Source organism: Micromonospora sp. NPDC049891 (assembly GCF_040660295.1).
GTDB lineage: Bacteria > Actinomycetota > Actinomycetes > Mycobacteriales > Micromonosporaceae > Micromonospora.
The window spans coordinates 22913-45265 of the sequence record NZ_JBFAML010000007.1 but is presented as its reverse complement, the minus strand read 5'-3'; the positions used below and the strand labels follow the sequence as shown (position 1 = coordinate 45265).

The window sequence follows — 22353 nt, the reverse complement described above, 5'->3', positions numbered from 1 at the left end:
TCGGGTGAGCGCGGCTCACCCGACCCGGGTGGTTCCGCCGGCTCAGCGCAGCACCGGGGCGACCGCGATGTGGTTCTGCACCTCACGGATGCCGGGGGCGGACCAGACGACCCGTTCCACCTCGGCGCGTTCGGGCATCGAGTGCACCAACCCGCCGAGCAGCACCGTGTCGCCGTGTACGCGTACCGTCACCTGTTCGGCGTCGGTGGCGCGGTTGCGGGCCAGCGCGTCGACGATGCGCCGGGCCAGGAGGGCGCCGTCCGGGCGTACCGGCGGTCGGACTGTCATGCCGTTGCTGACCCCACGGACACCGGTCAACTGGCCGATGGCCTGCTCGGCGGCCCGGCGCTGGTACTCCCACTCGACCTCGCCGTGCAGGGTGACCCAGCCCTGGGAGACCGTCACGTCGAGCGCGTCGACAGGGACGAACGCCTGCCACTGCAGCGCGTGCTGGACCGCGGCGGCGATCTCCGGGTCGGTGCGTTCAGCGCCGGTGACCAGCCGCACCGCGAGGTCGTTGGCGACCGCCCGTACCTGGGTGACCCGGTGTGCGGCGCGCTCGGCCGCCCATTTCTTGGCGTAGCTGTCGACCCGCCCGGTCAACGTCACCACGCCCTCGGTGACGATCACTCCGATCTCGTGCGGTCGGACCCGGGGCTCCCAGTCGAGTTCGTCAAGCACCGCGGACCGGATGTCCTGGTCGGTGCGGTTGATCATCGAGATGCTGGCCATCGGTCGCTCCCTTCTCACCTGGATGGCGCGAACCGGCGCGCCGGCACGACCGCGCCGCTGGGCGCGGGTCGGCAACCAGGTCCGCCGTGACCGAGCCTGGTGACGGTCCGGGTGAATCGGCCTCACCCGGATCGGACGAGAGGTGATCAGGGCCGCGCGGCGCGGCAGCCGGCTGATCAGCAACGACACGGCCGCCGAGGCGGCAAGGTTCGGGTGGCCCTGGTGGCGGTGAGGTGCCTCGGTGGGTGCAGCGCGACGGGCCCCGCCCGACCTCATCGGTCGGTGGGGCCCGTCGTCACGGAGAGCGTCAGTTGGCGGGGTTGGCCGGGTCGGCGGGGGAGTCGGGCCGGTCCACGTCGACGAACTCGATGTCGTCCAGGGCCCGGTCACGGCTTCCGGCGGCGCGTGCGGCGGTGCCGGCCGCCCAGCCGACCGCGGCACCGACGAGTGCGGCGCCGATCAGCAACGTCCAGGGCAGCGCCGGCCGGCGTCCGGCGAGCGCGTCGAAGGCGCGGCTGGCGCGGTGGCGGGCCTCCTCAGCGGCCGACTCGACCAGGTCACCGGCGTCGCCGGCGAAGCCCGCGGAACTGTGCCGGGCGGTGCGGGCGGTGTCGCGGATGCTGTCGCCGGCGTTGTTCACCGCCGAGACGAGGTGCTGCCACGCCTGGTCCGCGATCCGCTCCGGCTTGCTGCGGCGCTCCAGCAGATGTGTTCCGAACATGATGGTTCCCTCCTCGACAGTGCCGGAGCCGGTGCACGCATCAGCTGTCGGCGGCGTTGTCCGGCCGGTGGCGGCTCGCATTCGAGGCTGTGCCCGCACCGGCCCGGCCGCAAACCACCGACGCTCTCGGCACGGACCGGAGCGGGGTCCGAGGCCCCGGTCCAGGGTCAGCGGGCGACGACCGCCACCACCGCCGCGCGGGCGAAGTCGTCGTCGTCATCGTCGTCGTCACCGTCACCGCCGCCGAAACCGCAGGCCAGCACGAGGGCGAGCAGGGCACTGACACCGGCGAGCGCGGCGAGTCTGCGGAGCATGATGTGGTCCTCCCGTTGTAAGGGTCACCCGTGATGCTAGGCACACCATGCCACTGGCGCTCGCCGAGCGCAGGTCAGGCCGGGTTTCGTGGGGCACGCCGGCAGAGCGGGGAAACGACGGCGCTGGCACCGGCCCGCTACCCTGGTTCGGCGGCGTCGGCAGTGCCGAGTGCCGGGAGAAAAGACCAATAAAGTTCGGATAAGGGCGATTTGCCGTGCCCGAGTCCGTGAATTGCTCATCCCGAGGGGTGGCGACCGAGGCCGTTGAAGGAATACTGTCGGTCGCGGCCCGCGTACTGATGAGGCGCCCGTCGTACGGGCGAGTGGAGGTGCTCGCGTGAGCCTGTCGATCCTGCAGACGGTTCGGCCCGGTGGTGTCATCGAGATCGCCCCTCGGGGCGAGATCGACGTCGACACCGCGTACGAGGTTAAAGAGGCCATCGCCGAGGTGCTGGCCAAGGGGCGTCCGGCCCGGATCGAGCTCAACATGCGGCTGGTCACCTTCATCGACTCGGTCGGCATCAGCGCCATGGTCGCCGGCTTCCAGACCGCCGAGGTCAGCGGGGTGAAGCTGGTCGTCACCGAGCCGAGCCGGTTCGTGCACCGGCAGCTCTGGGTGACCGGCCTGCTCGGCCTCTTCGGCGCACCCGAGCCCTACTACGCCGGGGCCGCCACGGCTCCCGAGGTGCTTCCCGGGGCCTGACCGTCTCGGGTCAGCCGCCGTCGAGGCCGGACAGATCCACGTCGCTCACCTCGGTGACCGCCCGGACGGCGGTCACCGAGGCGTAGCCGTCGGCGAGCAGCGCCAGGTCCGTACCGGGCTGCACCGCCTGGCCCGGCTCCTCCAGCGAGGTACGCACGAAGCCGTGCCCGGATTCGGCGACCGTCATCTGCACCTGGCCGAAGGTCGCCAGGGTGGCCTGGCGTACCCCACGCAGTCGACCCAGCGGCAGATCCGGCGAGTTGACGTTGAGGACGCTCTCCGTCGGCCCGGCGGTCAGCCGGGGCAGCAGATCCAGGGCGACCCGGGCGGCGGTGGCCCAGTTCCGTTCCGCGTCGCGTACCCGGGCGGCGGCCGCCACCGCGGCGCCGCCGCTGGCCGCGGTGGCCTCGCCGACGGAGAGCACGTCCAGCGACACCGCCATCGCCCGGCAGCCGTTCGCCGCGGCGGTGAAGGCGGCACCGACGGTGCCGGAGTGCAGCACCGCGCGCCCCGCGTTGGCGCCCCTGTTGATTCCCGACAGCAGCACCGACGGCGGCGGTCCGAAGGCACCGTGCACGGCGATGAGGGCGATGAACCCGGGCGAGCCGCCGACACCGAACGCCGGCACCCCGTCGAGTTCCGGCAGCGGATGCTCGCGGACCACCACCTGCCCGTCCTGCTCGATGGCGCTCATCGCGGCGCTGGTGCCGCTCGCCTCCTCCAGCGGGGCAGCCACCACCACGTCCAGGCCCCGGTCGACGGCCGCCCGGGCCAGCGCCTGGATGCCCGGCGCGGCGATCCCGTCGTCGTTGGTGATCAGCACCCGTAGCGTCATCGGCCACCCGCCCGCTGCGCCAGTTCGTCGGGGGTGGTCCGCTCCTGTGGGCGGCTGCCGGCCGGTTCCAGTTTGACCCGGTCGACCAGGCCGTTGATCGAGTCGAGTCGGCCGGTGCCGAGGCCGTGTCGGGTGACGTTCAGCGCGCCGGCCGCCGCGCCGGTACGGATCGCCGTGCGGACATCGCCACCCCGGGCCACCACGGCGGCCACACCCGCGGTCATCGAGTCACCCGCCCCGCGCGGGTCGGCCGCCTCCAGTCGCGGCATCAGCACCTCGAACACCTCGCCGTCGACAAGCGCCAACGCGGGCTTGTCGGCCCGGCTGACCACCACGTTCTCGGCGCCGGAGGCGTGCAGGTCGTACATCGCCCGGGTGAGCTGCTCCTCGTCGTCGCCGTCCGCCCGCCCGTCGGCGAGCAGCTCCTCGTGGCTGACCTTGAGGAAGAAGACGCCGCTCTCCAGGACGGCGGTGAGGTGCTCGCCACAGAGGTCCACCACCACCCGGCCGCCGTTGGCGCCGAGATCGGCGGCGAAGCGCCGGTAGAGGTCGGCGGGAACCAGCGACGGATGGTTCGGGCCGCTCAACACGCTCACCGGCGCGCGCAGTCCCTCGCCGAGCGCGAGGTTGTACAACTCGTCGAGTTCGTGCCGGCTCAACGGCTGGCCGGTCACGTCGACGACCTCCCGGCGGGTGCCCTCGCGGCGGTCGTGCACATACCCGCCGGTACCGCCGGAGTCGCGGGCCACCACCTTGAGGTCGACCCCCTCGCTGACCAGCAACGGCTCCAGTACCTGCCCGACCTCGCCGCCGAGCGCCGCGCAGAGCACCACGTCGACGCCGAGTGACAGCACCATCCGGGCCTGCCAGACCCCCTGCCCGCCCGGGTGCAGGTGCAGCTCCGGCGCGTCGCTCGGCTGATCGATGGTGACGGTCAGCAGCGGGGTCGGTGCGAAGATCATGACGTGCCCGCTGTCCGCGGCGTCGCCGAATCCGGTGGTTGGCTCGTTGCGGTCGACCATGCGCGTTCCTCCCGTTAGCGGATAAATGTCCGCTTCCTGGTACGACGGTAACGAAGGGGACGCGTCAGCGCGCGTCGACGGCACGGTGCCCGGCCGACGAACTGTGGAAACGCGACGCCGGGTGAACCGCTCGTGAAGAGCGGTTCACCCGGCGCGACGAGGAACTCAGTACACCGACAGGTGCACGTGGTTGGTGTGGTCGCTGGACGGGTCACCCCGGGCGCCGCTGTACGACTTCCAGCCGCTGCTGGGCAGCCAGATCTGCCTGTACCAGATCACGTAGAGCACGGCGAGCCGGTCGGCGTTGTTCACGAAGTACGCCGCCAGGTTGTTGCCGTAGGTCCGGTCGCCGCCGGTCGCGTCCCCGCCGAAGCCGTTCTTCTGGGCCGCGAAGTCGCAGGCCCGCCCCTTCGGGTGCTCGCCTGAGCCGCCGGAGCGGTAGCAGGAGACGTACCGGGTGAAGCCGGCCGACTTGGCCTGCTTGAGCGCGTGCAGGGTGCGCGGGGTGATGCAGCCGTTGGCTGGGGTGGGGTCGTTGACGCTGCACGACTCCGACGGCCACGACCCGTCGGAGTTGCGGGGAGCAGGCTTGGCGGTGGGGCTCGACCCGCCACTGCGCGACGGTGACCGGGCTGCCCGCTCGGCGGCCTCGGCCCGCTCGGCCGCCTCGTCCCGCTCGATGGCCACGGTCAACGCCCGCTCGGCCTGATCCTTGCGCTTGGCCATCACGGCCACCTGCTTGCGCTGCTCCTGGATCTCCACGTCCAGGGCCTGCTTGGTGGCGCTGACCTCGTCCCGGGCGTTCTGGAGCTCACGTAGCGCGCGGTCCTCGTTGGCGGCCACCGCGTCCAGCGCCGCCGCCCGGTCCATGAAGCCCGCCGGTGACCCGCTGTTGAGCAGTGCCGACGCGGCGCCCAACCGCCCGGTGCGGTACGCCTGCGCGGCGATCTGGGCGACCTTGGTGCCGCGCTCGGCGACCTGGCTCTCGGTCGTCTTGAGCTGCTCGGCAAGCTGCTTCTGACGCTTCACCGAGCGGTCGAGCGCGGTCTTGGCGTCGAGGTAGCCCTTGCTGGCGGCCTCCAGTTGGGCCCGGAGTGCCGGGGTGCCACCCTCGTCGTCCACATCGCCCGGGGCTGCCGCCCGCAACGGTTGCGGTGCGGCGGCGGCTGGGGTGAAGGGGGCCAGCGCGACGCCGAGGGTGAGGGCGAGCGCGGCCGCGATCAGGGCCGCCGTACGGGCGGCCGGTCTTACCGTTGCCACTGCTGGCATGCACATGTCCTTCCGTCAGCCGCCGACCGGGTTAGCTGACGGGTTCGGGACGGAAGATCCCTACCGCTGACGCGGATACACCCCAGGAACATGGTTCCCCGGTTCGCCCTGGCGGGCGATTAGGCGGCGGCCGCCGCCGGCACCGGTGGGTGCCGCCTGGCGGAGGCCGGGTCCGAGCCTACCGGTGCCCATGTGACCGGTGCAGCTGCTGTTACTCCTGGTGTTCAGTTGTTGACTAGTAGAACAGACCAAAACGGACAATAGGTCCTTTTCCTGGATTGCTTCCGTCACCACCGCGTAGCCCCACAGCCCCCAGGATCCGGTCGCGGCTCTATCTGGAGGGTCGCGTGCTCGATCTGGAAGTCCTCATGCAGCGCCGAGTGGGCCGCCGCCAGCACGGCGGCGACGTCGGCGCCGGGGGCGACGGTCAGGTGCGCCGAGGCGACCTCCATCCCGGAGGTCAACGTCCAGACGTGCAGGTCGTGAACACCGGCCACCCCGGGTACCGCGGCGAGCCGGTCGTGCACCGCGGTGACCTGAAGATGTTCCGGCGCGGCCTGGACCAGGATGCGCACCGCCGCCCGGCCCAGGCGCCACGTCCGGGGCAGGATGAACGTGGCGATCGCCACCGCGACCAGTGGGTCGGCCCACCACCAGTCGGTCACGGTGATCAGCAGGGCGGCCGCGATCACGCCCAGCGAGCCGAGCAGGTCCGCCAGCACCTCCAGGTAGGCACCGCGCAGGTTGATGCTCTCCCGCGCCCCCGGGCGCAGGAGAGCGAACGCGGCGATGTTGGCGAGCAGGCCGAGTGCCGCCACCACGAGTACCGGGCCGGCGAGCACCTCGGGCGGATCACCAAACCGGCGTACCGCCTCGACAAGCACGTACACCGCGACGCCGGAGAGCAGTACCGCATTGGCCAGGGCCGCGAGCACCTCCAGCCGGTAGAGCCCGAAGGTGCGTTGCGGATCGGTGTCGGCCCGCCGGGTGGCGGCCACGGCCGCGAGGGCCATCCCGATGCCGAGTACGTCGGTGAACATGTGCCCGGCGTCGGAGAGCAGGGCCAGCGAACCGGTCCGCAGAGCGGTTGCCGCCTCGATCACCATCAGCACGCTGAGCAGGGCGAACGCAGCCCACAACCGGCCGACGTGGCGGTGCGCGGCGTTCGACACCGCAGCGTGGTGGTGGTCATGACCGGCGCCCACCCAGACACCTTGCGTCGTCGGTCGGGCCGGGGAAGGATCTATGCCAACATCGCTATGTACGCAATCGTCGGGGTGGGCTCGCGGCGCTCCGGTCTCAACCGGTCGGGTCGATGGTGGTCAACCGCTGGGTGGCCCGGGACAGGGCGACGTAGAGGGTACGGACGCCGGAGCCCGGCTCCGCCCGGATCTCGCCAGGGGCGACAAGCACCACGCCGTCGTACTCCATGCCCTTGGCCTCCAGGCTGGTAACCACCTGCAACCGCTCCCCGCCGACCGCCCCCAGCCAGGCTGCGACCTGGTCCCGACGGGGCACCGGGGTGATCACGCCAACGGTGCCCTCGACCTCGCCGAGCAGAGCGCTGGCAGCCGTCACGACCGTGGTCTCCAACTCCGGCGGTGGCACCACGAGCTGGACCGGATCGATCCCGGTGGAACGGACCGCGGTGGGCAACGCGAGATCCGGGTACGCTCGCCGGATCTCGGCCGCCGCCACCGCGAAGATCTCCGCCGAGTTGCGGTAGTTCGTGGTGAGGGTGAACCGGTGCCGCCGACGGCGTCCGAGCGCCTGGTCGCGGGCCCGGGCCAACTCCTGCGGATCCCCCGTCCACGCGGTCTGTGCCGGGTCACCCACCACCGTCCAGGAGGCCAGCCGCCCGCGTCGGCCGACCATCCGCCACTGCATCGGTGAGACGTCCTGGGACTCGTCGACCACCAGGTGGGCGTAGTCGCGGTAGTCCTCGGGACGTTCCCTGGCCGCCTGCCGGGCGGCACGCTGCCGGTCGGCGAAGGTGCTCAGCTCACGTACCCCGCCGGCCAGCTGGTACGGGTCCCGCTTCCGTCGAGCGGGGCGCATCGGCTTACCGAGCAGCGCGTCCAACTCGTCGAGCAGCGCGACGTCGGCCACGGACAGGCCCTCCGTGGCGAGCCCCTGGTAGGCCGCACCGAGCAGCCGGATCTCGGCACCGGAGAGCAGGCCCCCGCCGTACCGGCGCAGCCGCTGCGGATCGGCCAACCAGGCGAGCACGTGCCGCGGATGCAGCCGTGGCCACCACGCCTTCAGGAAGTCGCGGAAGTCCGTCCGGTCGATCAGCTCGTCCTCGAAGGCACGCTGCTCCGGCAGCCCGCCGATGCCGAGTCGGCGGGCCTGCGACCAAAGGGCGGCGAGCACGCCGTCGAAGCCGGCCCGACGCACCTCGTTGCGGCGCGCGCCACGGGGCAGCGCGCGATCCCGGATGGCGTCCAGCTCGGCCCGCTCCAGCCGCAGCAGCGTGCCCCGGTACAGCAGGCGCAGCTCGGTGGGGGAGTCGGGCACCGCGTCCCGGGCCGCCCGCTCCAACACCCGGCGCATCCGCAGCGAACCCTTGACGGCCGCCACCTCGGGCGGGTCGGTGCGGGTGGCCACCACCCCGGGGAAGAGACTGCCCAGCGAATGCAGGGTGGCGGTGTCCTCGCCCAGCGACGGCAGCACCGAGGCGATGTACTCGACGAACACCGAGGAGGGGCCGATCACCAGGATGCCGCCTCCGGCGTACCGGCTGCGGTCGGCGTAGAGCAGGTACGCCGCGCGATGCAGCGCCACCGCGGTCTTGCCGGTGCCCGGACCGCCGGAGACGAGGGTCACCCCCGAGCCGGGGGAGCGGATCGCCTCGTCCTGCTCGCGCTGGATGGTGGCCACGATGTCGCGCATGCCGCGACCGGTGGTGCGGGACAGGGTGGCCAGCAGCGCACCGTCGCCGACCACCGGCATGTCCGGTGGGGCGGCGTCCGGGTCCAGCAGGTCGTCCTCGATCCGGGTGACCCGCTCACCGCTGGACTGGATCGTCCGGCGCCGGACGACGCCGAGCGGCTCCGCCGGGGTCGCCTGGTAGAACGCGGCGGCGGCCGGGGCCCGCCAGTCCACCACAAGCGTGGTGGCGTCCTCGTCGCGGATCCCGAGTCGCCCGACATACAGGGTCTGCCCGTCCCGCAGGTCGAGCCGGCCGAAGACCAGCCCCTCGTACTCGGCGTCGAGAAGATGGCGTCGCTGCGCGGCGTGGAAGACCATCGCGTCGCGCTCGACAAGCGCACCGAAGTTGCCGACCCGGGCGAGCCGGTAGCCGTCCCGCTCCGCGCGAACGGCGGATCGGCGCAGCTCGGCCAGTCGCGCGTACACCCGGTCGAGATGCCGTTGCTCGGCGGCGATCTCCTGATCCAGGGTGCTCTGATCCACCGCTCGCTCTCCTCGTGACGCCGCCCGGCCAACCGCACGAGATTACGCCCCGCGTCCCCGGGCGTTTCTCCCGGATCTTCGCCGACCTGCGACGGACCCGGCGCACGGGCACCCTGACCGGAGCGGGTGGCGGTCAGCCGTCGACGCGCTGCCGGCCCGGGAGGGCCTCCAGGACGCGGCGCAACACGCCGACCAGGGCGGCGTTGACCTCCTCGGGCCGTTCCATCATCAGCATGTGCCCGGCACCGGGGCAGACGGTCAACTCGGTGGCCGGAAGGGCGGCGGCGATCGACTCCGCGCACGGCGGCGGGGTGAGCCGGTCCCGGTCGCCGACCAGCGCCGCCGCCGGCAGGTGAGCCAGCGCGGCAAGCGTGGCCAGCCGGTGCTGAGTGCCGATGGAGGCCCGGAACCCGCCGATCGACCGCAGCGTGGCGCGGGCCACCGCCGAGGTGACCAGTCGGATGTCCGTGGGGTCGCAACGGTCGCCGAAGAGCATCCAACGGATGCTCGGACGTAGCGCGCGCAGCAGGGCCCGAGGCGGTCGCCAGGCGCCACAGCGGGCGAGGACCCCGGCCCCGGTGGTCTCGGCCAGCCGGATGATCCGGGCGATCCGGGGAGAAAGGCCGTAGACGGTGTGGGTGTGCCCCTCGGCGGTGGTGGAGACGAAGACCAGGCCGGCGGTGCGGCGCGAGAAATGGTCCGGGTGGCGGTGCGCGTACTCCATGATCGTCATGCCACCCATCGAGTGGCCGACAAGCACCACCGGCCCGGTGGGCGCCACCGTGTCCAGCACCGCGGCCAGGTCGTCGCCCAGTTGGGCCAGGGTGGCCGTGGGCAGGGCCATACAGCTCGACCGGCCGTGCCCACGCGCGTCGTAGGTGACCACCCGGACCGAGCCGAACATCTCCTGGAGGGCGGCACGTTGCCGGTGCCAACTGCGCCCGTCCAGGGTCCAGCCGTGCAGCAGCACGGCTGTCACATCGGCGTCGGACGGGCCGACGGTCTCCACGTGCAGGCGTACGTCGTCGCCCAGCCGTACCTCGGTCGGCTCCGGCATCGCCACCTCCCCACGGCGCACGGATGCGTAACACCGGGGATACCCGGTGGTAACACCGGCTACCCGTCATGACAACACGCCAACCGGGGTGTTGAGAAGATCTCGTCGATCGGCTCCGCCCGGGCACCGGCCCGGCCAGGCTGAGCACATGGCATCCACGGGTGGAGTACCCGCCGGCTCCGCGCTCGCCGGCCAGGCGCGCGGGGGCACGCCGGGCGCGGCCCTGGCCGAGCTGCTCGCCGGCAACCGGCGCTTCGTCAGCGGGCAGCCGGTGCACGGCCACGACGTGACCGCGGCGGCCGCGACCGCCTCCGGCGACCAGCAGCCGTACGCCGTGGTGCTGGGCTGTATCGACTCGCGGGTGCCGTTGGAGGCGATCTTCGACCAGACCTTCGGCTCGATCTGCGTGATCCGCACCGGGGGGCACGTGCTGGACCGGGCGGTGCTGGGCTCGATCGAATACGTGGTCGAGGTGCTTGGCGTACCGCTGGTGATGGTGCTGGGGCACGAGCGCTGCGGCGCGGTGCAGGCGACGGTCGACGCGCTGCGCACCGGCCGACGTCCGCCGGGCTCACTGGCCCATCTGGTCGACCGGATCGCGCCCGCGGTCGCCGAGGTGGGGGTGGACGATCCGCAGGTGCTGCCCGTGGCGGTCCGCCGGCACGTGGCCCGCACGGTGACCACGCTGCGCGCCGATCCACGGCTGGCGCCGCCGGTCACCGCAGGCCGGGTCGCCGTCACCGGTGCCCTCTACGACCTCGCCACCGGCGAGGTAGCCCTGCTCGACCCGCCGGGAAGGTGAATCGCGCGGAGCCGGGACGGCGAACGCCCGCCGGGTGCGACCCGACGGGCGTTCACAGATGCTACGGAGAGGGCGTGCTGCCCTCGGCCGATCAGGCCTCGAAGACGCCGGCCTCGACCAGGCGCTTCTCGGTGGCGTCCCAGCCGTCACCCGGGTGGGCGGCGTTGAGACCGTTGAGCTCGGCCCGGATCTTGGCGGCGTGGCCGGCGGCGGCCAGCACCCGGATCTCCTCGATGAAGGCCTCGGAGTCGGTGCGCAGGTGCGCCGTCTTGCCGTTGGTGAGGTTCCGCACGTAGGCGTGCTTGCCGCCGTTGAGCGGAATCACGTACTTGAACTCGCCCAGCACGCTGAGGGCGCCACCCTGGCCAGCCTGGCCGGCCCGGACTGACGCGCGCGCGGTCTTAGAGGTGTTGCTCGCCACGGAGGTACTCCTTGCAAGACGTACGGAGGACGGAACGTCCGGGGGCTGTTGCGGGCGCCGTCAGAGGCGAGACCCGCGGAGGCTTACGCGGCACAGGCCGCCGATGGAACTGTACACGACCCACGATGCCGGCTGGTCATCGCGGCGTCACGAGGTGGAACCGCGGTCACCTGTCCGGGTATTCCGGGCGGCGGATTTTCCGATTCCCTGGCGTACCATCCGTCACAGCAGTCATCATGTGTTCCACAAGCCCGGATCGGGCGAGGTCGTAGGGGAAGACGCACCTCGCACTCCGGGAGGTCACCGTGCCAACGCGTGGCGTCGTATACGTCCACTCGACCCCGCTCGCCGTGTGCTCACACGTCGAGTGGGCGATCGCGCGCGTCCTCGCCGCGCCGGTCAACCTTCAGTGGACGGCTCAGCCCGTCGATCCCGGCGCCCGCCGGGCCGAGTGCGGGTGGTCCGGTAGCCCGGGAACGGGTGCCGAGCTGGCCGCTGCCCTCCGGCAGTGGCCCATGATCCGTTTCGAGGTCACCGAGGAGCCCAGTCCGGGCGTCGACGGTGAACGCTTCATGCACGTGCCGGGCCGGGGCCTGTTCCGGGCGACGGTGGGCGCCGCCGGCGACATCCAGCTCGGCGAGGACCGGCTACGCAGCATCATGGCCGGCGCGCGGGCGCCGGAGGCCCTCGCGCACGCCCTCGACAAGGCGCTCGGCACCGCCTGGGACGCCGAACTGGAGCCGTACCGTCACGCCGGGGACGGCGCGCCGGTGACCCTGCTCACCCGGGTCGGTTAGCCGACCCCGGCCCGACCGGGGACGTCGGCGGCCCCGCCGGCCGGCCGGGCGGAGGTCGAGTTGCCCGGTACGCGGTGAACTGGTGGGATGGTCCGCGTGTCGACTACCCCTCGGCGCGTCGCCGCCGCGCTCGTCCTGGTGACCGCGCTGCTCGTCACCGGCTGCTCCGGGGCCGGCCAGCGTCCCGGTGCGGGACCCGCCTCGACCCCGGTGACGGAGCCGGCGCCGCCGTCGAGCGCCCCGCCCGAGGACCCGGCCACCCTGGCGGCCGCGCTCGTCGCCGAACTCGCCGACGAGGACCTGGTCGGCCAGGTGCTGATGCCGTACGCCTACGGCGACCAGGCGACGAAGGTGTCCTCCGGTTCGGCGGCCGGCAACCGGGCGCTGGCCGGGGTGGACACGCCGGCCGAGATGGTCGAGAAGTACCGGCTCGGCGGCCTGATCCTGGTGGGCTTCAGCGCGGACGACCCCACCCAGGCCAACCAGGAGACCACGAACGTCGACAACCCGAAGCAGGTTCGCGAGCTGACCACCGGACTGCGCGAGGCCGCCGGGAAGCTACCCGCGGGCGCGGCGCCCTTCCTGATCGGCACCGACCAGGAGTACGGGGTGGTCACCCGGATCACCGACGGGGTCACCATGCTGCCCAGTGCGCTCGGTGCCGGAGCCGCCGGTGACCCGGACCTGACCGAGGCCGCCTGGCGTGCCGCCGGCACCGAGCTGGCCGCCATGGGCATCAACGTCGACTTCGCGCCGGTGGCCGACGTGCTGGTGACCCGCAGCACGGTGATCGGGTCCCGCTCGTTCGGCTCGGATCCGCAGCGGGCCGCCGACCAGGTCGGTGGCGCGGTACGCGGGCTGCAGACCGCCGGGGTGGCGGCCACTCTCAAGCACTTCCCGGGTCACGGCCACAGCGCCGTCGACTCGCACAAGGATCTGCCCCGGCTCGGTCAGTCCCGCGGCAAGCTGGCCGCCGAGGCGTGGCCGCCGTTCACCGCCGGCATCGAGGCCGGCGCGCTGGCCGTGATGTCGGCCCACCTCGACGTCCGCTCGGTCGACCCGGGGGTGGCCGCCACCTTCTCGTACAAGCTGCTCACCGAGGTGCTGCGCGGGGAACTCGGTTTCCAGGGCGTGGTGATCACCGACGGGATGAACATGCCGCCGGCCCGTCGCTTCGAGCCCGGCGAGGCGGCGGTGCGGGCGCTGAAGGCCGGCAACGACCTGATCCTGATGCCTCCGCACGTCGGGCAGGCGTACGAGGGGCTGCTGACCGCGTTGCGCGACGGCACACTGCCCCGGAACCGGCTGGTCGAGGCGGCCACCCGCGTGCTGACCATGAAGTTCACCCTGGGCGACGCACCCGCGCCGAAACTGTCCACGCTCGGCGCACCGGCGCACCGGGAGGCGGCCAAGGCGCTGGCCGCCGGCGCGGTGACCGTGCTGCGCGGCCGATGCGACACCACGGGCGTCCGTGGCCCGGTCACCGTCACCTCGTCGGGCGGGCGGGCGCACACCCGAGCGGCGTTGACCGAGGCGTTGACCTCGGCCGGACTGAAGGTGGTACCGAGCGGTGGCACGGTCGTCCACCTGGTCGGCTACGGCGACGGTGCGAAGGATCTGCGGTCCGACGCGGCCGTCACCGTGGCCATGGACACCCCGTACGTGCTGGCGTCGGCGAAGTCGGCCACCCTGCTGGCCACCTACTCATCCAGCCGTGCCTCGATGACCGCGCTCGCCGACGTACTCGCCGGCAAGACCCGCCCGACCGGCCGCTCCCCGGTCAAGGTCCCCGCCCTACCCCCCACCACCTGCACCAACTGACCCACCCCTCGGGTGCAGTTGATCATGAGGTTAGCGGCAATGGTTGATCTCTGGACTGCCGCTAACCTCATGATCAACAGGGGTGGGGTCAGGGGCGGGTGAAGATGAGGGCCACGTTGTGGCCGCCGAAGCCGAACGAGTTGTTCAGCGCGGCGGGGACCTCCATGTGCCGCGCCTTGTTGGCCGCCACGTCCAGGGTGAGACCGTCGTCCGGGTCGTCCAGGTTGATCGTCGGCGGCACCACGCTGTCGCGGATCGCCAGGATGGTGGCGATCGACTCCAGCGCACCTGCCGCACCGAGCAGGTGACCGGACATGGACTTGGTGGCGGTGAGCACCGGGTGGTCGCCCAGCGCGGCCCGCAACGCGGTGATCTCCGCCATGTCGCCCACCGGAGTCGAGGTGGCGTGCGCGTTGACGTGGACGATGTCGGACTTCGCCACGTCCGCGTCGGAGATCGCCTTCGCGATCGCCCGGATCGCCCCGGCCCCCTCCGGGTGGGGCTGGACGATGTCGAAGCCGTCGGAGGTGAGACCCGCACCGGCGAGCCGCGCGTACACCCGGGCACCCCGGGCGGCGGCGTGGTCGGCGCGTTCCAGCACGATCACGCCGGCGCCCTCGCCGAGCACGAAGCCGTCCCGGCCCTTGTCCCACGGGCGGGAGGCCCGCTCCGGCTCGTCGTTGCGGGTCGACATCGCCCGCATCGAGGAGAAGCCGGCGATGGGCAGCGGGTGGATGACCGCCTCGGTGCCGCCGGCCACCACCACGTCGGCGCGACCGGCACGGATCATGTCCATGCCGAGCGCGATCGCCTCCGCACCGGTGGCGCAGGCGCTGGCCACCGAGTGCACGCCCGCGCGGGCGCCCAGCTCCAGACCGACCCACGCGGCCGGGCCGTTCGGCATCAGCATCGGAATGGTGTGCGGGGAGACCCGCCGGGGGCCGGACGCCTCCAGGACGTCGTCCTGGGCGAGCAGGGTCAGCGCCCCGCCGATACCCGAACCGACGCTCACGCCGAGCCGCTCCGGGTCGAGCCCGGAGTCGGCCAGGCCGGCGTCCGACCAGGCCTGGTGGGCGGCGACCAGGGCGATCGCCTCGGAACGGTCCAACCGGCGCAGCTTCACCCGGTCCAGCAGGCCGGCCGGATCGACCGCGAGCTGGGCGGCGATCCGGACCGGCAGTTGCGCGGCCCACTCCTGGGCGAGCGAACTCACCCCGGAGCGGCCGGCGAGCATGGCGTCCCAGGTCGACGCGACGTCCCCGCCCAGCGGGGTGGTCGCGCCGAGCCCGGTGACGACGACGTCGATGCGACTCATGATCAGGACTGCGCCTCGATGTAGCTCACGGCGTCCCCGACGGTCTTGAGGTTCTGCACCTCGTTGTCAGGGATCTTGACGCCGAACTTCTCCTCGGCGGCCACCACGACCTCCACCATGGAGAGCGAGTCGACGTCCAGGTCGTCGGTGAAGGACTTCCCCTCGGCCACGTCGTCCGGGTTCACCCCGGCAACCTCTTCGAGGATCTCGGCGAGGCCGGCGGTGATCTCGTCACGGGTCATTGCGGTGGGTTCCTCTCATCGGGTTCTCTCGACGGGGCGGCGACGCCACCCGTCGCTCCTCGGCGCCGCGCGCCGTGGGGGTATCAGGGGCAGCGGACGACCTGACCGGCGTAGGTCAGGCCGCCGCCGAAGCCGAACAGCAGCACCGGGGCGCCGGAGGGCATCTCGCGGCGCTCCACCAGCTTGGACAGGGCCAACGGGATGCTGGCCGCGGAGGTGTTGCCGGACTCGACGATGTCCTTGGCGACGATCGCCTGGCCGATGTTCAGCCGCTTGGCGATGCCGTCGATGATCCGTGCGTTGGCCTGGTGCGGCACGAAGGCGGCCAACTCCGACGGGTCGACACCGGCCCGTTCACACGCCTGCAGGGCCAGCGGTGCCAGCGCCGTGGTGGCCCAGCGGAACACCGTCTGGCCCTCCTGGGCGACGTACGGCCGCCAACCCTCGATGCGTACCGCGTCGCCGCGCTCCGGCACCGAGCCCCACACCACCGGACCGACACCGGCGGGCTCGTCCTCGGCGGCGGCGGTGACCACTGCCGCGCCCGCGCCGTCGCCGAAGATGATGCAGGTGGAGCGGTCGGTCCAGTCGGTGAAGTCGGACAGCTTCTCCGCGCCGATCACCAGGGCGTTGCGCGACGCACCGGCGCGGATCGCGTGATCCACAGTGCCCAGCGCGTACGCGAAGCCGGAGCAGGCGGTGTTCACGTCGTACGCCCCGGGGGCGTTGATCCCCAGCTTGGCGGCGACCCGGCAGGCCACGTTCGGGCTGCGGTCGATCGACGTGCAGGTCGCGACCACCACCAGGTCGATGTCGGCGGCGGTCAGGCCGGAGTTGGCCAGCGCCTTGTCGGCGGCGGCCGCGGCCATGTCGGCGACCGTCTCGTCACCGGCGATCCGGCGTGCCGCGATGCCGACCCGGTCGCGGATCCACTCGTCGCTGGTCTCCACCAGTTGGGCGATCTCGTCGTTGGTCACCACCCGGGACGGCTGGTAGTGCCCGAGGGACAGGATCCGGCTGCCCGTCATGACGAGGCCTCCCCAGCGTCGGTGTTGTCGCGAGACGTGTGCGGACTGTTCTCGTTGGCCGGGCCGCCCGCCGTCGTGCCGTGCCGGGCGATGAGATCCCGGGCGGCGGACAGGTCGTCCGGGGTCTTCAAGGTGACGATCTCGGGCGCGCCGGCACCGGCCAGTTCGCGCTTGACCAGCCCGGCGAGCGTGCCGGCGGGCGGCAGCTCGATCACGCCGGTCACGCCGAGTTCGGCGAGAGTGGCCATGCAGAGATCCCAGCGGACCGGGGCGGTGACCTGACGAACCAACCGTTCGAGCAGCTCACCGCCGTCGGTGACCGCCGTCCCGTCGAGGTTGGACAGCAGGATGCGGTCCGGGTCGTTCGGCGTGATCCCGGCGGCGACGGTGGCCAGCGCGGCTTCCGCCGGAGCCATGTACGGGGTGTGGAACGCGCCGGCCACCTGCAGCCGGACGACCCGGACCCGCTCCGGGGGCTCCGCGGCCAGCTTCTCCAGCCCGCCGAGCGCACCAGCGGCGACGACCTGACCCTTGCCGTTGCGGTTGGCGGCGTGCAGCCCGTGCCCGCTGATCGCGGCGGTCACCTCGTCCGGGTCGCCACCGAGCACAGCCGCCATGCCGGTCGGCTCCAGCGCGCAGGCGGCGGCCATCTCCCGGCCGCGTACGCCGGCGAGGGTGATCGCCGCCTCCGCCGGCAGTGCCCCGGCGAGCGCCGCCGCGCCGAGTTCACCGACGCTGTGCCCCGCGGTGAGCGCGACCTCCCGCATCGGCAGGTGCTCGGCGGCGAGCAGTGCCGCGGCGACCAGCAGCGGCTGGGTGCGTGCGGTGTCCCGGATCTCGTCGGCGTCGGCGGTGGTGCCCAGGTGCACCAGGTCGACGCCGGCCAGCTCGGACCACGAGCGCAGTCGGGCCTCGGCGTCGGGCAGGTCGAGCCAGGGGGTCAGAAAGCCAGGTTTCTGGGAGCCCTGGCCGGGGCAGAGTACGGCGAGCACGTCTATGACTCTCCTGGATACCCATGGGTTGCGCTGTGCCGGCTGGCACCAAACCGCACTAGGACAGTTGGAGGGATCCTACAAAGACTGACGTTGGTCATCACCATGCTGTGATCTTTTACTGACTGGTGGGGTCAATGTCTGGGTCGGCACCACCGGATCGAGCCGGCCGACGGTGAGCGCGACCCGCAGTGCGAAGGCGTCCCGGGGCGCCAGCGGGCTGAACCCGGTCACCTCGGAGATCCGCCGCAGCCGGTAGCGCACGGTGTTCGGGTGCACGTACAGCGCCCGGGCGGCGCTCTCCAAGGTGCCGCCCGCGGCGAAGAAGGCGTCAAGGGTCTCCAGCAGCTCACCGCCGGCGCGAACCAGCACCGCGTACACGTCGTGGCGCAGCCGTCGGCGGGCCTCGGCGTCGCCCGCGAGGGCCCGCTCGGGTAGCAGGTCACCCGCGTGCACCGGGCGCGGTGCCGCCGGCCAAGCCGGGGCGGCCCGGTATCCGGCCAACGCCGCCCGCGCCGACTCGGTCGCCTCGTCCAGGCTCGGCACCGCCGGGCCGACCACCACCGGTCCGTCTCCGAAGGCGGTGAGCAGCTTGCCGGTCGCCGCCACCGGGTCGGCGGCCCCGCCGAGCACGATCACCAGGCGGTCACCGTGGACGCCGCCGATCACCTCGACCCCGATCCGCCGGGCCTGCCGGTAGACGGTGTGCAGGACGGCGGCGACCTCGCCGCCGGGGGAGGGGCCGACCGCCACCGCCACCGGCGGCGCGTCCGTCCAGCCGAGCGCGGCGGCCCGGCTGGCCAGCACGTCCGGCGAGTCGCCGCGCAGCAGCGCGTCCACCAGCAGGGCCTGTAGACGGGCGTCCCAGGAGCCGCGCGACTCGGCGGCCCGCGCGTAGACCCGGGCGGCGGCGAAGGCGATCTCCCGGGAGTACCGGAGCACCGCCTCCCGCAACTGCGGCTCCTCACCGGGCGCGGCCAACTCGCCGACCTGTTCCTCCACCACGTCGATCGTCACCTTGATCAGCGCGACGGTCTGCTGGAGGGTGATCGAGCGGGCCAGCGCCTGGGGCGCGGTGGCGAACACCTCGTCGGAGACCTCCTGGGTGCCCTCGCCGGCCCCGCCGCCGCCCCGCAACCACTGGACCAGGGAGCGGGCGCCGGCCTGGGCGACGAGCATCACCCAGGAGCGCTGATCGGCCGGCAGCTCCCGGAACCAGGGCAGGGTCTCGTCCATCCGGACCACGCTCGCGGTGGCCAGCGCGCCGGCCGCCCGTTCGATCCGGCGCAGCGTGGCTGACAGGTCCGTGCCGCCCGACTCGCTCACCCGCCTAGCCTGACATGCCCTGACCTGGACCTTGCCGGCAGGCGTCGGCGCTGCACCGCTGGCGGGTGAACCGGTACGCGCTGCGCGGCCGGTCAGCTCCGGCCAGTACGGTGACAGGGCACGTCGGGTGGGCACCGGCGGGTGAGGGCGAGCGTGAGGAGACGCCGATGGCGTACGGGGAGGCCGACCACGGCTGTGCCCAGGGGGAGCCGTGCCGACCGGGCCCCCACGAGCAGCCGGCGCTCGCCAAGCACCACCGCCGGCCGCCCGGCCTGGCGCATCCGGTCGAGCCGGCCGCGGCTCGGGTGCCGGAGCGCCCCGAGGACGACCCGACGCCCGCCCGACCGCGCGGCGGCGAGCCACAGGTGCCCCGTCAGCGCGCCATCGAGCCGTCCACGGCGGCACAGGCCGGCACGACGGCCGGCGGCTGCCGCAGTGACCTGCCCGGCTGGGCCGGGGCGCACCGGCACGGTCCGGTTCGTCCGGCCCACCGGAACCTGCGGCGGGAACGCCCGCCGCGTCGCTGGTGCTGAGCGGACCGCGACCTGCCGTCAGACCAGCACGGCGGCTCTCGCGGGTCGCAGTGCACCCGCGAGAGCCGGCCGAGGTCAGTGGGTACGGCGGCGGATCAGCAGCGCGATCCCGGCGAGCCCGAGGGTGATCACCAGCACCACGGCGACGTTCAGCAGGAGTAGCCGGCGCAACTCGCTGAACGCCTCGTTGATGTCCTGAGCGGGGTTGAGCGCCTCCTCCGGGATGATGCGTTCACCCCCGCCGACGCCCCCGCTGACCGCCTCGTAGGTCCGTTCCAGCGGCACACCTGCGGTCCGCAGCGTCTCGGACATGCTGACCCGCCCGAGGTACCAGGCGGCGCTGACCTTGCGGTCGGGCTGCTTGGCGGGGCGGAAGACGCGGGGCCCTCCGACCGCCTTCGGGTACAGGTCGTAGGTCTGCTTCGGAGCGTCGCCAGCCAGCACCACGACCGTGTACTTCGGACCGAGGTCGGCCTTCTTCGGGCCGCCGGACTGGCGGACCAGGCCCCGGTGGTTGACCTGCTCGATGACGGCGACGACATGCGCGGGATGCGTCTCGGCGCGCAGCCGCAACGGCTCGGCCAGCCCGTGCCCGGTGATGTCCACGCCCGCCGGCGGCGTCTTCGGCGCCGACCGGGCCACCTCGGCGGAGGTGAACGACAACAGCACCGCCGCCACCGCACCCACCGTCACCGCGGCCAGTCGCCTCATCCGTCGGACCATGCCGCCTCCTCGCCCCGTTCGATGGGTGGCTGTGCTGCAGGGGTCACACGTTGGAAGGCCGACGGTGGTGACCGTGCCCACAGGACAGGTACCCACTCAAAAGACTCCGCGGAACGCCGATCGGTTGCAGCTGATGGAACACTAATTGGAACTATCCGCGATCGCGACTCGACCAACGACCAGCCGCGAAGCAGCGGGCGGATCTTACCTTTGCGGAGGCCATGATGGGGGGCAGGATAGCGCGTCTGACGCCTTCCTGGGCAGCGGTGTTCGGCGTGGCGCTCGGCGTGTCGCTGCTGATGCCGGCCGCACCGGCCGCCGCGCACAACCAGTTGACCGGCAGTGATCCGCGCGACGGTGCCCGGGTGGCCGAAGCACCGGAGCGCGTCGAGCTGCGCTTTCTGGCTCGGCTCGACAAGGACACGACGAAGATCACGATCACCGGGCCGGACAATGTCGACGCGGCAGGTGGGCAGCCGCGCTTCGCCGGCAACCGGGTCAGCGTGCCGCTCACTCCCGGCGCGGCGGGGCTGTACATCGTCGGTTACCGGCTGGTGTCCGCCGACGGTCACCCGATCACCGGCGAGGTGCGGTTCACGCTTACCACGAACACCCCCGCCGACCCGTCCCCGGAACCGAGTGCCGCCGCCCCGACCACCCCCGCCGCGACCAACCCGGCACCGACCACGTCCGAGGCCGTCACCCCCGTACCCCGGTCGGACGAGTCGTCCTTCGGTGGCGGTTGGTGGTGGGCGGCCGTCGCCGTGGTGCCGCTGCTGGCGATCCTGGTCGCGGCCCGGCTGATCCGCCGCCGCGCCGCCCGCCGAGGCTGAGCGCTCCGGCCCGGCCGGGCCGGAGCGCTCAGGGGTCAGACCAGGCGGACCCGGGCCGCGCGCATCCGGGTCAGGGCCCGCTCGCGCCCGAGCACCTCCAGCGACTCGAACAGCGGCAAGCCGACGGTACGACCGGTGACCGCGACGCGTACCGGTGCCTGCGCCTTGCCGAGCTTGAGGCCGCGCTCCGCGCCGACCGCCTCCAGGGTGGCCTTGAGCGTCTCGGCGTCCCAGGAATCGACAGCCTCGAAGGCGGCGACGGCGGCGTCGAGCAGCTCCGCCGACCCATCCTTCATCGCCTTGTTCCAGGCTGCCTCGTCGATCAGCGGGGAGTCGACGAAGAGGAAGTCGACGTTCGGCACGATTTCGCTGAGCACCGCGATCCGGGTCTGCGCCAACGGGGCCACCGCGGCGAACACGGTCGCGTCGAACTCCGCCGGCTGCCAGGGCGGCGGCGCGATGGTGCCGGTGCCGGTCAGCCAGGGCTGGCACGCCTCGACGAACTCGGCCACGGGCAGCGCCCGGATGTACTCGCCGTTGAACGCGCGCAGCTTCTTCTCGTCGAAGAACGCCGGTGAGGGGTTGACCTCCTCCAGCCGGAACTCGTCCTCGATGACCGGCCAGGGCACGATCTCCCGGTCGCCAGAGGGTGCCCAACCGAGCAGCATCAGATAGTTGCGCATCGCCTCGGCGAGGTACCCCTCGTCCCGGTACGCCTCCAGGGCGACCTTGTCGCGACGCTTGGAGAGCTTCTGCCGCTTCTCGTTGACCACCACCGGCACGTGCGCCCAGATCGGCGGCTTCACCCCGAGCGCGTCCCAGAGCAGCTGCTGCTTCGGGGTGTTGGGCAGGTGCTCCTCGGCCCGGATCACGTGCGTGATCCCCATCGTCATGTCGTCCACGACGTTTGCCAGCAGGAAGACCGGCGAGCCGTCGCCCCGGGCGATGACGAAGTCCTCGATCAGCTTGTTCTCGAAGGTCGGCTCGCCCCGGATCAGGTCGATCACCACCGTGGCGCCCTCGTCAGGGGTGCGGAACCGCAACGCACGACCCTCGCCGGGCGGCAACCCCCGGTCCCGGCAGAAGCCGTCGTAGCCGGTGTACTGGTTACCGGTGCGAGCCTGTACCGCTTCGCGAGTGCAGTCGCAGTAGTACGCCCGGCCGGCCTCGTGCAGCCGCCGCGCGGCGGCGCGGTGCTCACCGGCGTACGAGGACTGGAAGTAGGGCCCCTCGTAACTGCCCCGCTCGATACCGATCCAGTCCAGCGCCGACAGGATGCCCTCGGTCCACTCCGGCTTGTTGCGGGCCGCGTCGGTGTCCTCGATACGCAGCACGAACACACCGCCCTGCTGCCGGGCGTAGATCCAGTTCTGTAGTGCCGAGCGGGCACCGCCGACGTGGAACATACCGGTCGGTGAAGGGGCGAAGCGCACACGTACCGTCACGACCTCCA

At 72.5% G+C, this 22353-nt stretch carries 23 protein-coding genes and 1 riboswitch; of the genes, 6 read left to right on the top strand and 17 right to left on the bottom strand.

Features of this window, described 5'->3' with window-relative positions; all coding sequences use genetic code 11:
- Positions 1–42: 42 nt before the first annotated feature.
- The 3 genes from AB0I71_RS11495 to AB0I71_RS11485 form a co-directional block, all read right to left on the bottom strand.
- The gene (locus AB0I71_RS11495) at positions 43–732 is read right to left on the bottom strand and encodes a BON domain-containing protein (RefSeq protein WP_357583459.1); all 690 of its coding nucleotides are present in this window, start codon (positions 730–732) and stop codon (positions 43–45) included.
- Between the two features lie 307 nt (positions 733–1039).
- On the bottom strand, positions 1040–1453 hold the full coding sequence (locus AB0I71_RS11490; RefSeq protein ID WP_357583457.1) for a hypothetical protein: 414 nt from the start codon (positions 1451–1453) through the stop codon (positions 1040–1042).
- Positions 1454–1620: 167 nt separating this feature from the next.
- Entirely contained in the window at positions 1621–1767 is a 147-nt protein-coding gene (locus AB0I71_RS11485) for a hypothetical protein (RefSeq protein ID WP_357583455.1), read from the bottom strand.
- 337 nt (positions 1768–2104) lie between these two features.
- Between AB0I71_RS11485 and AB0I71_RS11480 the strand changes: the two genes are divergently transcribed.
- Entirely contained in the window at positions 2105–2470 is a 366-nt protein-coding gene (locus AB0I71_RS11480) for an STAS domain-containing protein (protein ID WP_099850669.1), read from the top strand.
- Positions 2471–2480: 10 nt separating this feature from the next.
- On the opposite strand, the gene AB0I71_RS11475 is transcribed toward AB0I71_RS11480, so the two are convergent.
- The 6 genes from AB0I71_RS11475 to AB0I71_RS11450 form a co-directional block, all read right to left on the bottom strand.
- The gene (locus AB0I71_RS11475; protein ID WP_357583453.1) at positions 2481–3305 is read right to left on the bottom strand and encodes a 5'/3'-nucleotidase SurE; all 825 of its coding nucleotides are present in this window, start codon (positions 3303–3305) and stop codon (positions 2481–2483) included.
- The gene (locus tag AB0I71_RS11470; protein ID WP_357583451.1) at positions 3302–4327 is read right to left on the bottom strand and encodes a PfkB family carbohydrate kinase; all 1026 of its coding nucleotides are present in this window, start codon (positions 4325–4327) and stop codon (positions 3302–3304) included. Before AB0I71_RS11470 ends, AB0I71_RS11475 begins: the two co-directional genes overlap by 4 nt.
- Before the next feature lie 165 nt (positions 4328–4492).
- Positions 4493–5596 (bottom strand): hypothetical protein, encoded by a 1104-nt coding sequence (locus tag AB0I71_RS11465; protein ID WP_357583448.1) that lies wholly within the window; start codon positions 5594–5596, stop codon positions 4493–4495.
- Positions 5597–5600: 4 nt separating this feature from the next.
- A riboswitch (cyclic di-AMP (ydaO/yuaA leader) is annotated at positions 5601–5732 on the bottom strand.
- A 151-nt stretch (positions 5733–5883) separates the two neighbouring features.
- Positions 5884–6801, bottom strand: a complete 918-nt coding sequence (locus AB0I71_RS11460) for a cation diffusion facilitator family transporter (RefSeq protein ID WP_357583446.1) — start codon at positions 6799–6801, stop codon at positions 5884–5886.
- Positions 6802–6895: 94 nt separating this feature from the next.
- A complete protein-coding gene (locus AB0I71_RS11455; protein ID WP_357583444.1) occupies positions 6896–9010 on the bottom strand; it encodes an AAA family ATPase in 2115 nt (704 codons plus the stop codon).
- Positions 9011–9143: 133 nt separating this feature from the next.
- Positions 9144–10067 (bottom strand): alpha/beta hydrolase, encoded by a 924-nt coding sequence (locus tag AB0I71_RS11450; RefSeq protein ID WP_357583442.1) that lies wholly within the window; start codon positions 10065–10067, stop codon positions 9144–9146.
- 148 nt (positions 10068–10215) lie between these two features.
- On the opposite strand from AB0I71_RS11450, the gene AB0I71_RS11445 reads away from it, so the two are divergent.
- Positions 10216–10869, top strand: a complete 654-nt coding sequence (locus tag AB0I71_RS11445; RefSeq protein ID WP_357583440.1) for a carbonic anhydrase — start codon at positions 10216–10218, stop codon at positions 10867–10869.
- A 91-nt stretch (positions 10870–10960) separates the two neighbouring features.
- Here AB0I71_RS11445 and AB0I71_RS11440 read toward each other — a convergent pair whose 3' ends face one another.
- Positions 10961–11290 (bottom strand): hypothetical protein, encoded by a 330-nt coding sequence (locus tag AB0I71_RS11440; protein ID WP_204006014.1) that lies wholly within the window; start codon positions 11288–11290, stop codon positions 10961–10963.
- Positions 11291–11595: 305 nt separating this feature from the next.
- Between AB0I71_RS11440 and AB0I71_RS11435 the strand changes: the two genes are divergently transcribed.
- Together AB0I71_RS11435 and AB0I71_RS11430 are read left to right on the top strand one after the other, a co-directional pair.
- Positions 11596–12087, top strand: coding sequence for a DUF3145 domain-containing protein (locus AB0I71_RS11435; RefSeq protein WP_210940138.1), 492 nt, complete (start codon positions 11596–11598; stop codon positions 12085–12087).
- Between the two features lie 87 nt (positions 12088–12174).
- Complete coding sequence (locus AB0I71_RS11430; protein ID WP_357583437.1) at positions 12175–13908, top strand: glycoside hydrolase family 3 N-terminal domain-containing protein; 1734 nt, start codon at positions 12175–12177, stop codon at positions 13906–13908.
- A gap of 88 nt (positions 13909–13996) precedes the next feature.
- Here the strand turns inward: AB0I71_RS11430 and fabF are convergent, their stop codons facing one another.
- The 5 genes from fabF to AB0I71_RS11405 form a co-directional block, all read right to left on the bottom strand.
- Positions 13997–15223 carry a beta-ketoacyl-ACP synthase II gene (fabF, locus tag AB0I71_RS11425; RefSeq protein ID WP_357583435.1) on the bottom strand — a complete coding sequence of 409 codons (1227 nt, stop codon included), beginning with the start codon at positions 15221–15223 and terminating at the stop codon, positions 13997–13999.
- Positions 15224–15225: 2 nt separating this feature from the next.
- Entirely contained in the window at positions 15226–15465 is a 240-nt protein-coding gene (locus AB0I71_RS11420) for an acyl carrier protein (protein ID WP_007072348.1), read from the bottom strand.
- An 83-nt stretch (positions 15466–15548) separates the two neighbouring features.
- Positions 15549–16493, bottom strand: coding sequence for a beta-ketoacyl-ACP synthase III (locus tag AB0I71_RS11415; protein WP_357583433.1), 945 nt, complete (start codon positions 16491–16493; stop codon positions 15549–15551).
- Entirely contained in the window at positions 16490–17485 is a 996-nt protein-coding gene (locus tag AB0I71_RS11410) for an ACP S-malonyltransferase (RefSeq protein ID WP_357583431.1), read from the bottom strand. The genes AB0I71_RS11415 and AB0I71_RS11410 overlap by 4 nt, the downstream gene beginning before the upstream one ends.
- A 78-nt stretch (positions 17486–17563) precedes the next feature.
- Positions 17564–18811, bottom strand: coding sequence for a helix-turn-helix domain-containing protein (locus tag AB0I71_RS11405; protein WP_357583429.1), 1248 nt, complete (start codon positions 18809–18811; stop codon positions 17564–17566).
- A gap of 167 nt (positions 18812–18978) precedes the next feature.
- Here AB0I71_RS11405 and AB0I71_RS11400 point away from each other — a divergent pair, with 167 nt between their 5' ends.
- Positions 18979–19344: a hypothetical protein gene (locus AB0I71_RS11400; protein WP_357583427.1), complete on the top strand. Its 366-nt coding sequence runs from the start codon at positions 18979–18981 to the stop codon at positions 19342–19344.
- A 75-nt stretch (positions 19345–19419) separates the two neighbouring features.
- Here the strand turns inward: AB0I71_RS11400 and AB0I71_RS11395 are convergent, their stop codons facing one another.
- A complete protein-coding gene (locus AB0I71_RS11395) occupies positions 19420–20067 on the bottom strand; it encodes a hypothetical protein (protein ID WP_357583425.1) in 648 nt (215 codons plus the stop codon).
- A gap of 275 nt (positions 20068–20342) precedes the next feature.
- Here AB0I71_RS11395 and AB0I71_RS11390 point away from each other — a divergent pair, with 275 nt between their 5' ends.
- On the top strand, positions 20343–20900 hold the full coding sequence (locus AB0I71_RS11390) for a copper resistance CopC family protein (RefSeq protein WP_357583423.1): 558 nt from the start codon (positions 20343–20345) through the stop codon (positions 20898–20900).
- 35 nt (positions 20901–20935) lie between these two features.
- On the opposite strand, the gene gltX is transcribed toward AB0I71_RS11390, so the two are convergent.
- Positions 20936–22345: a glutamate--tRNA ligase gene (gltX, locus tag AB0I71_RS11385; RefSeq protein ID WP_357583421.1), complete on the bottom strand. Its 1410-nt coding sequence runs from the start codon at positions 22343–22345 to the stop codon at positions 20936–20938.
- Positions 22346–22353: the final 8 nt, after the last annotated feature.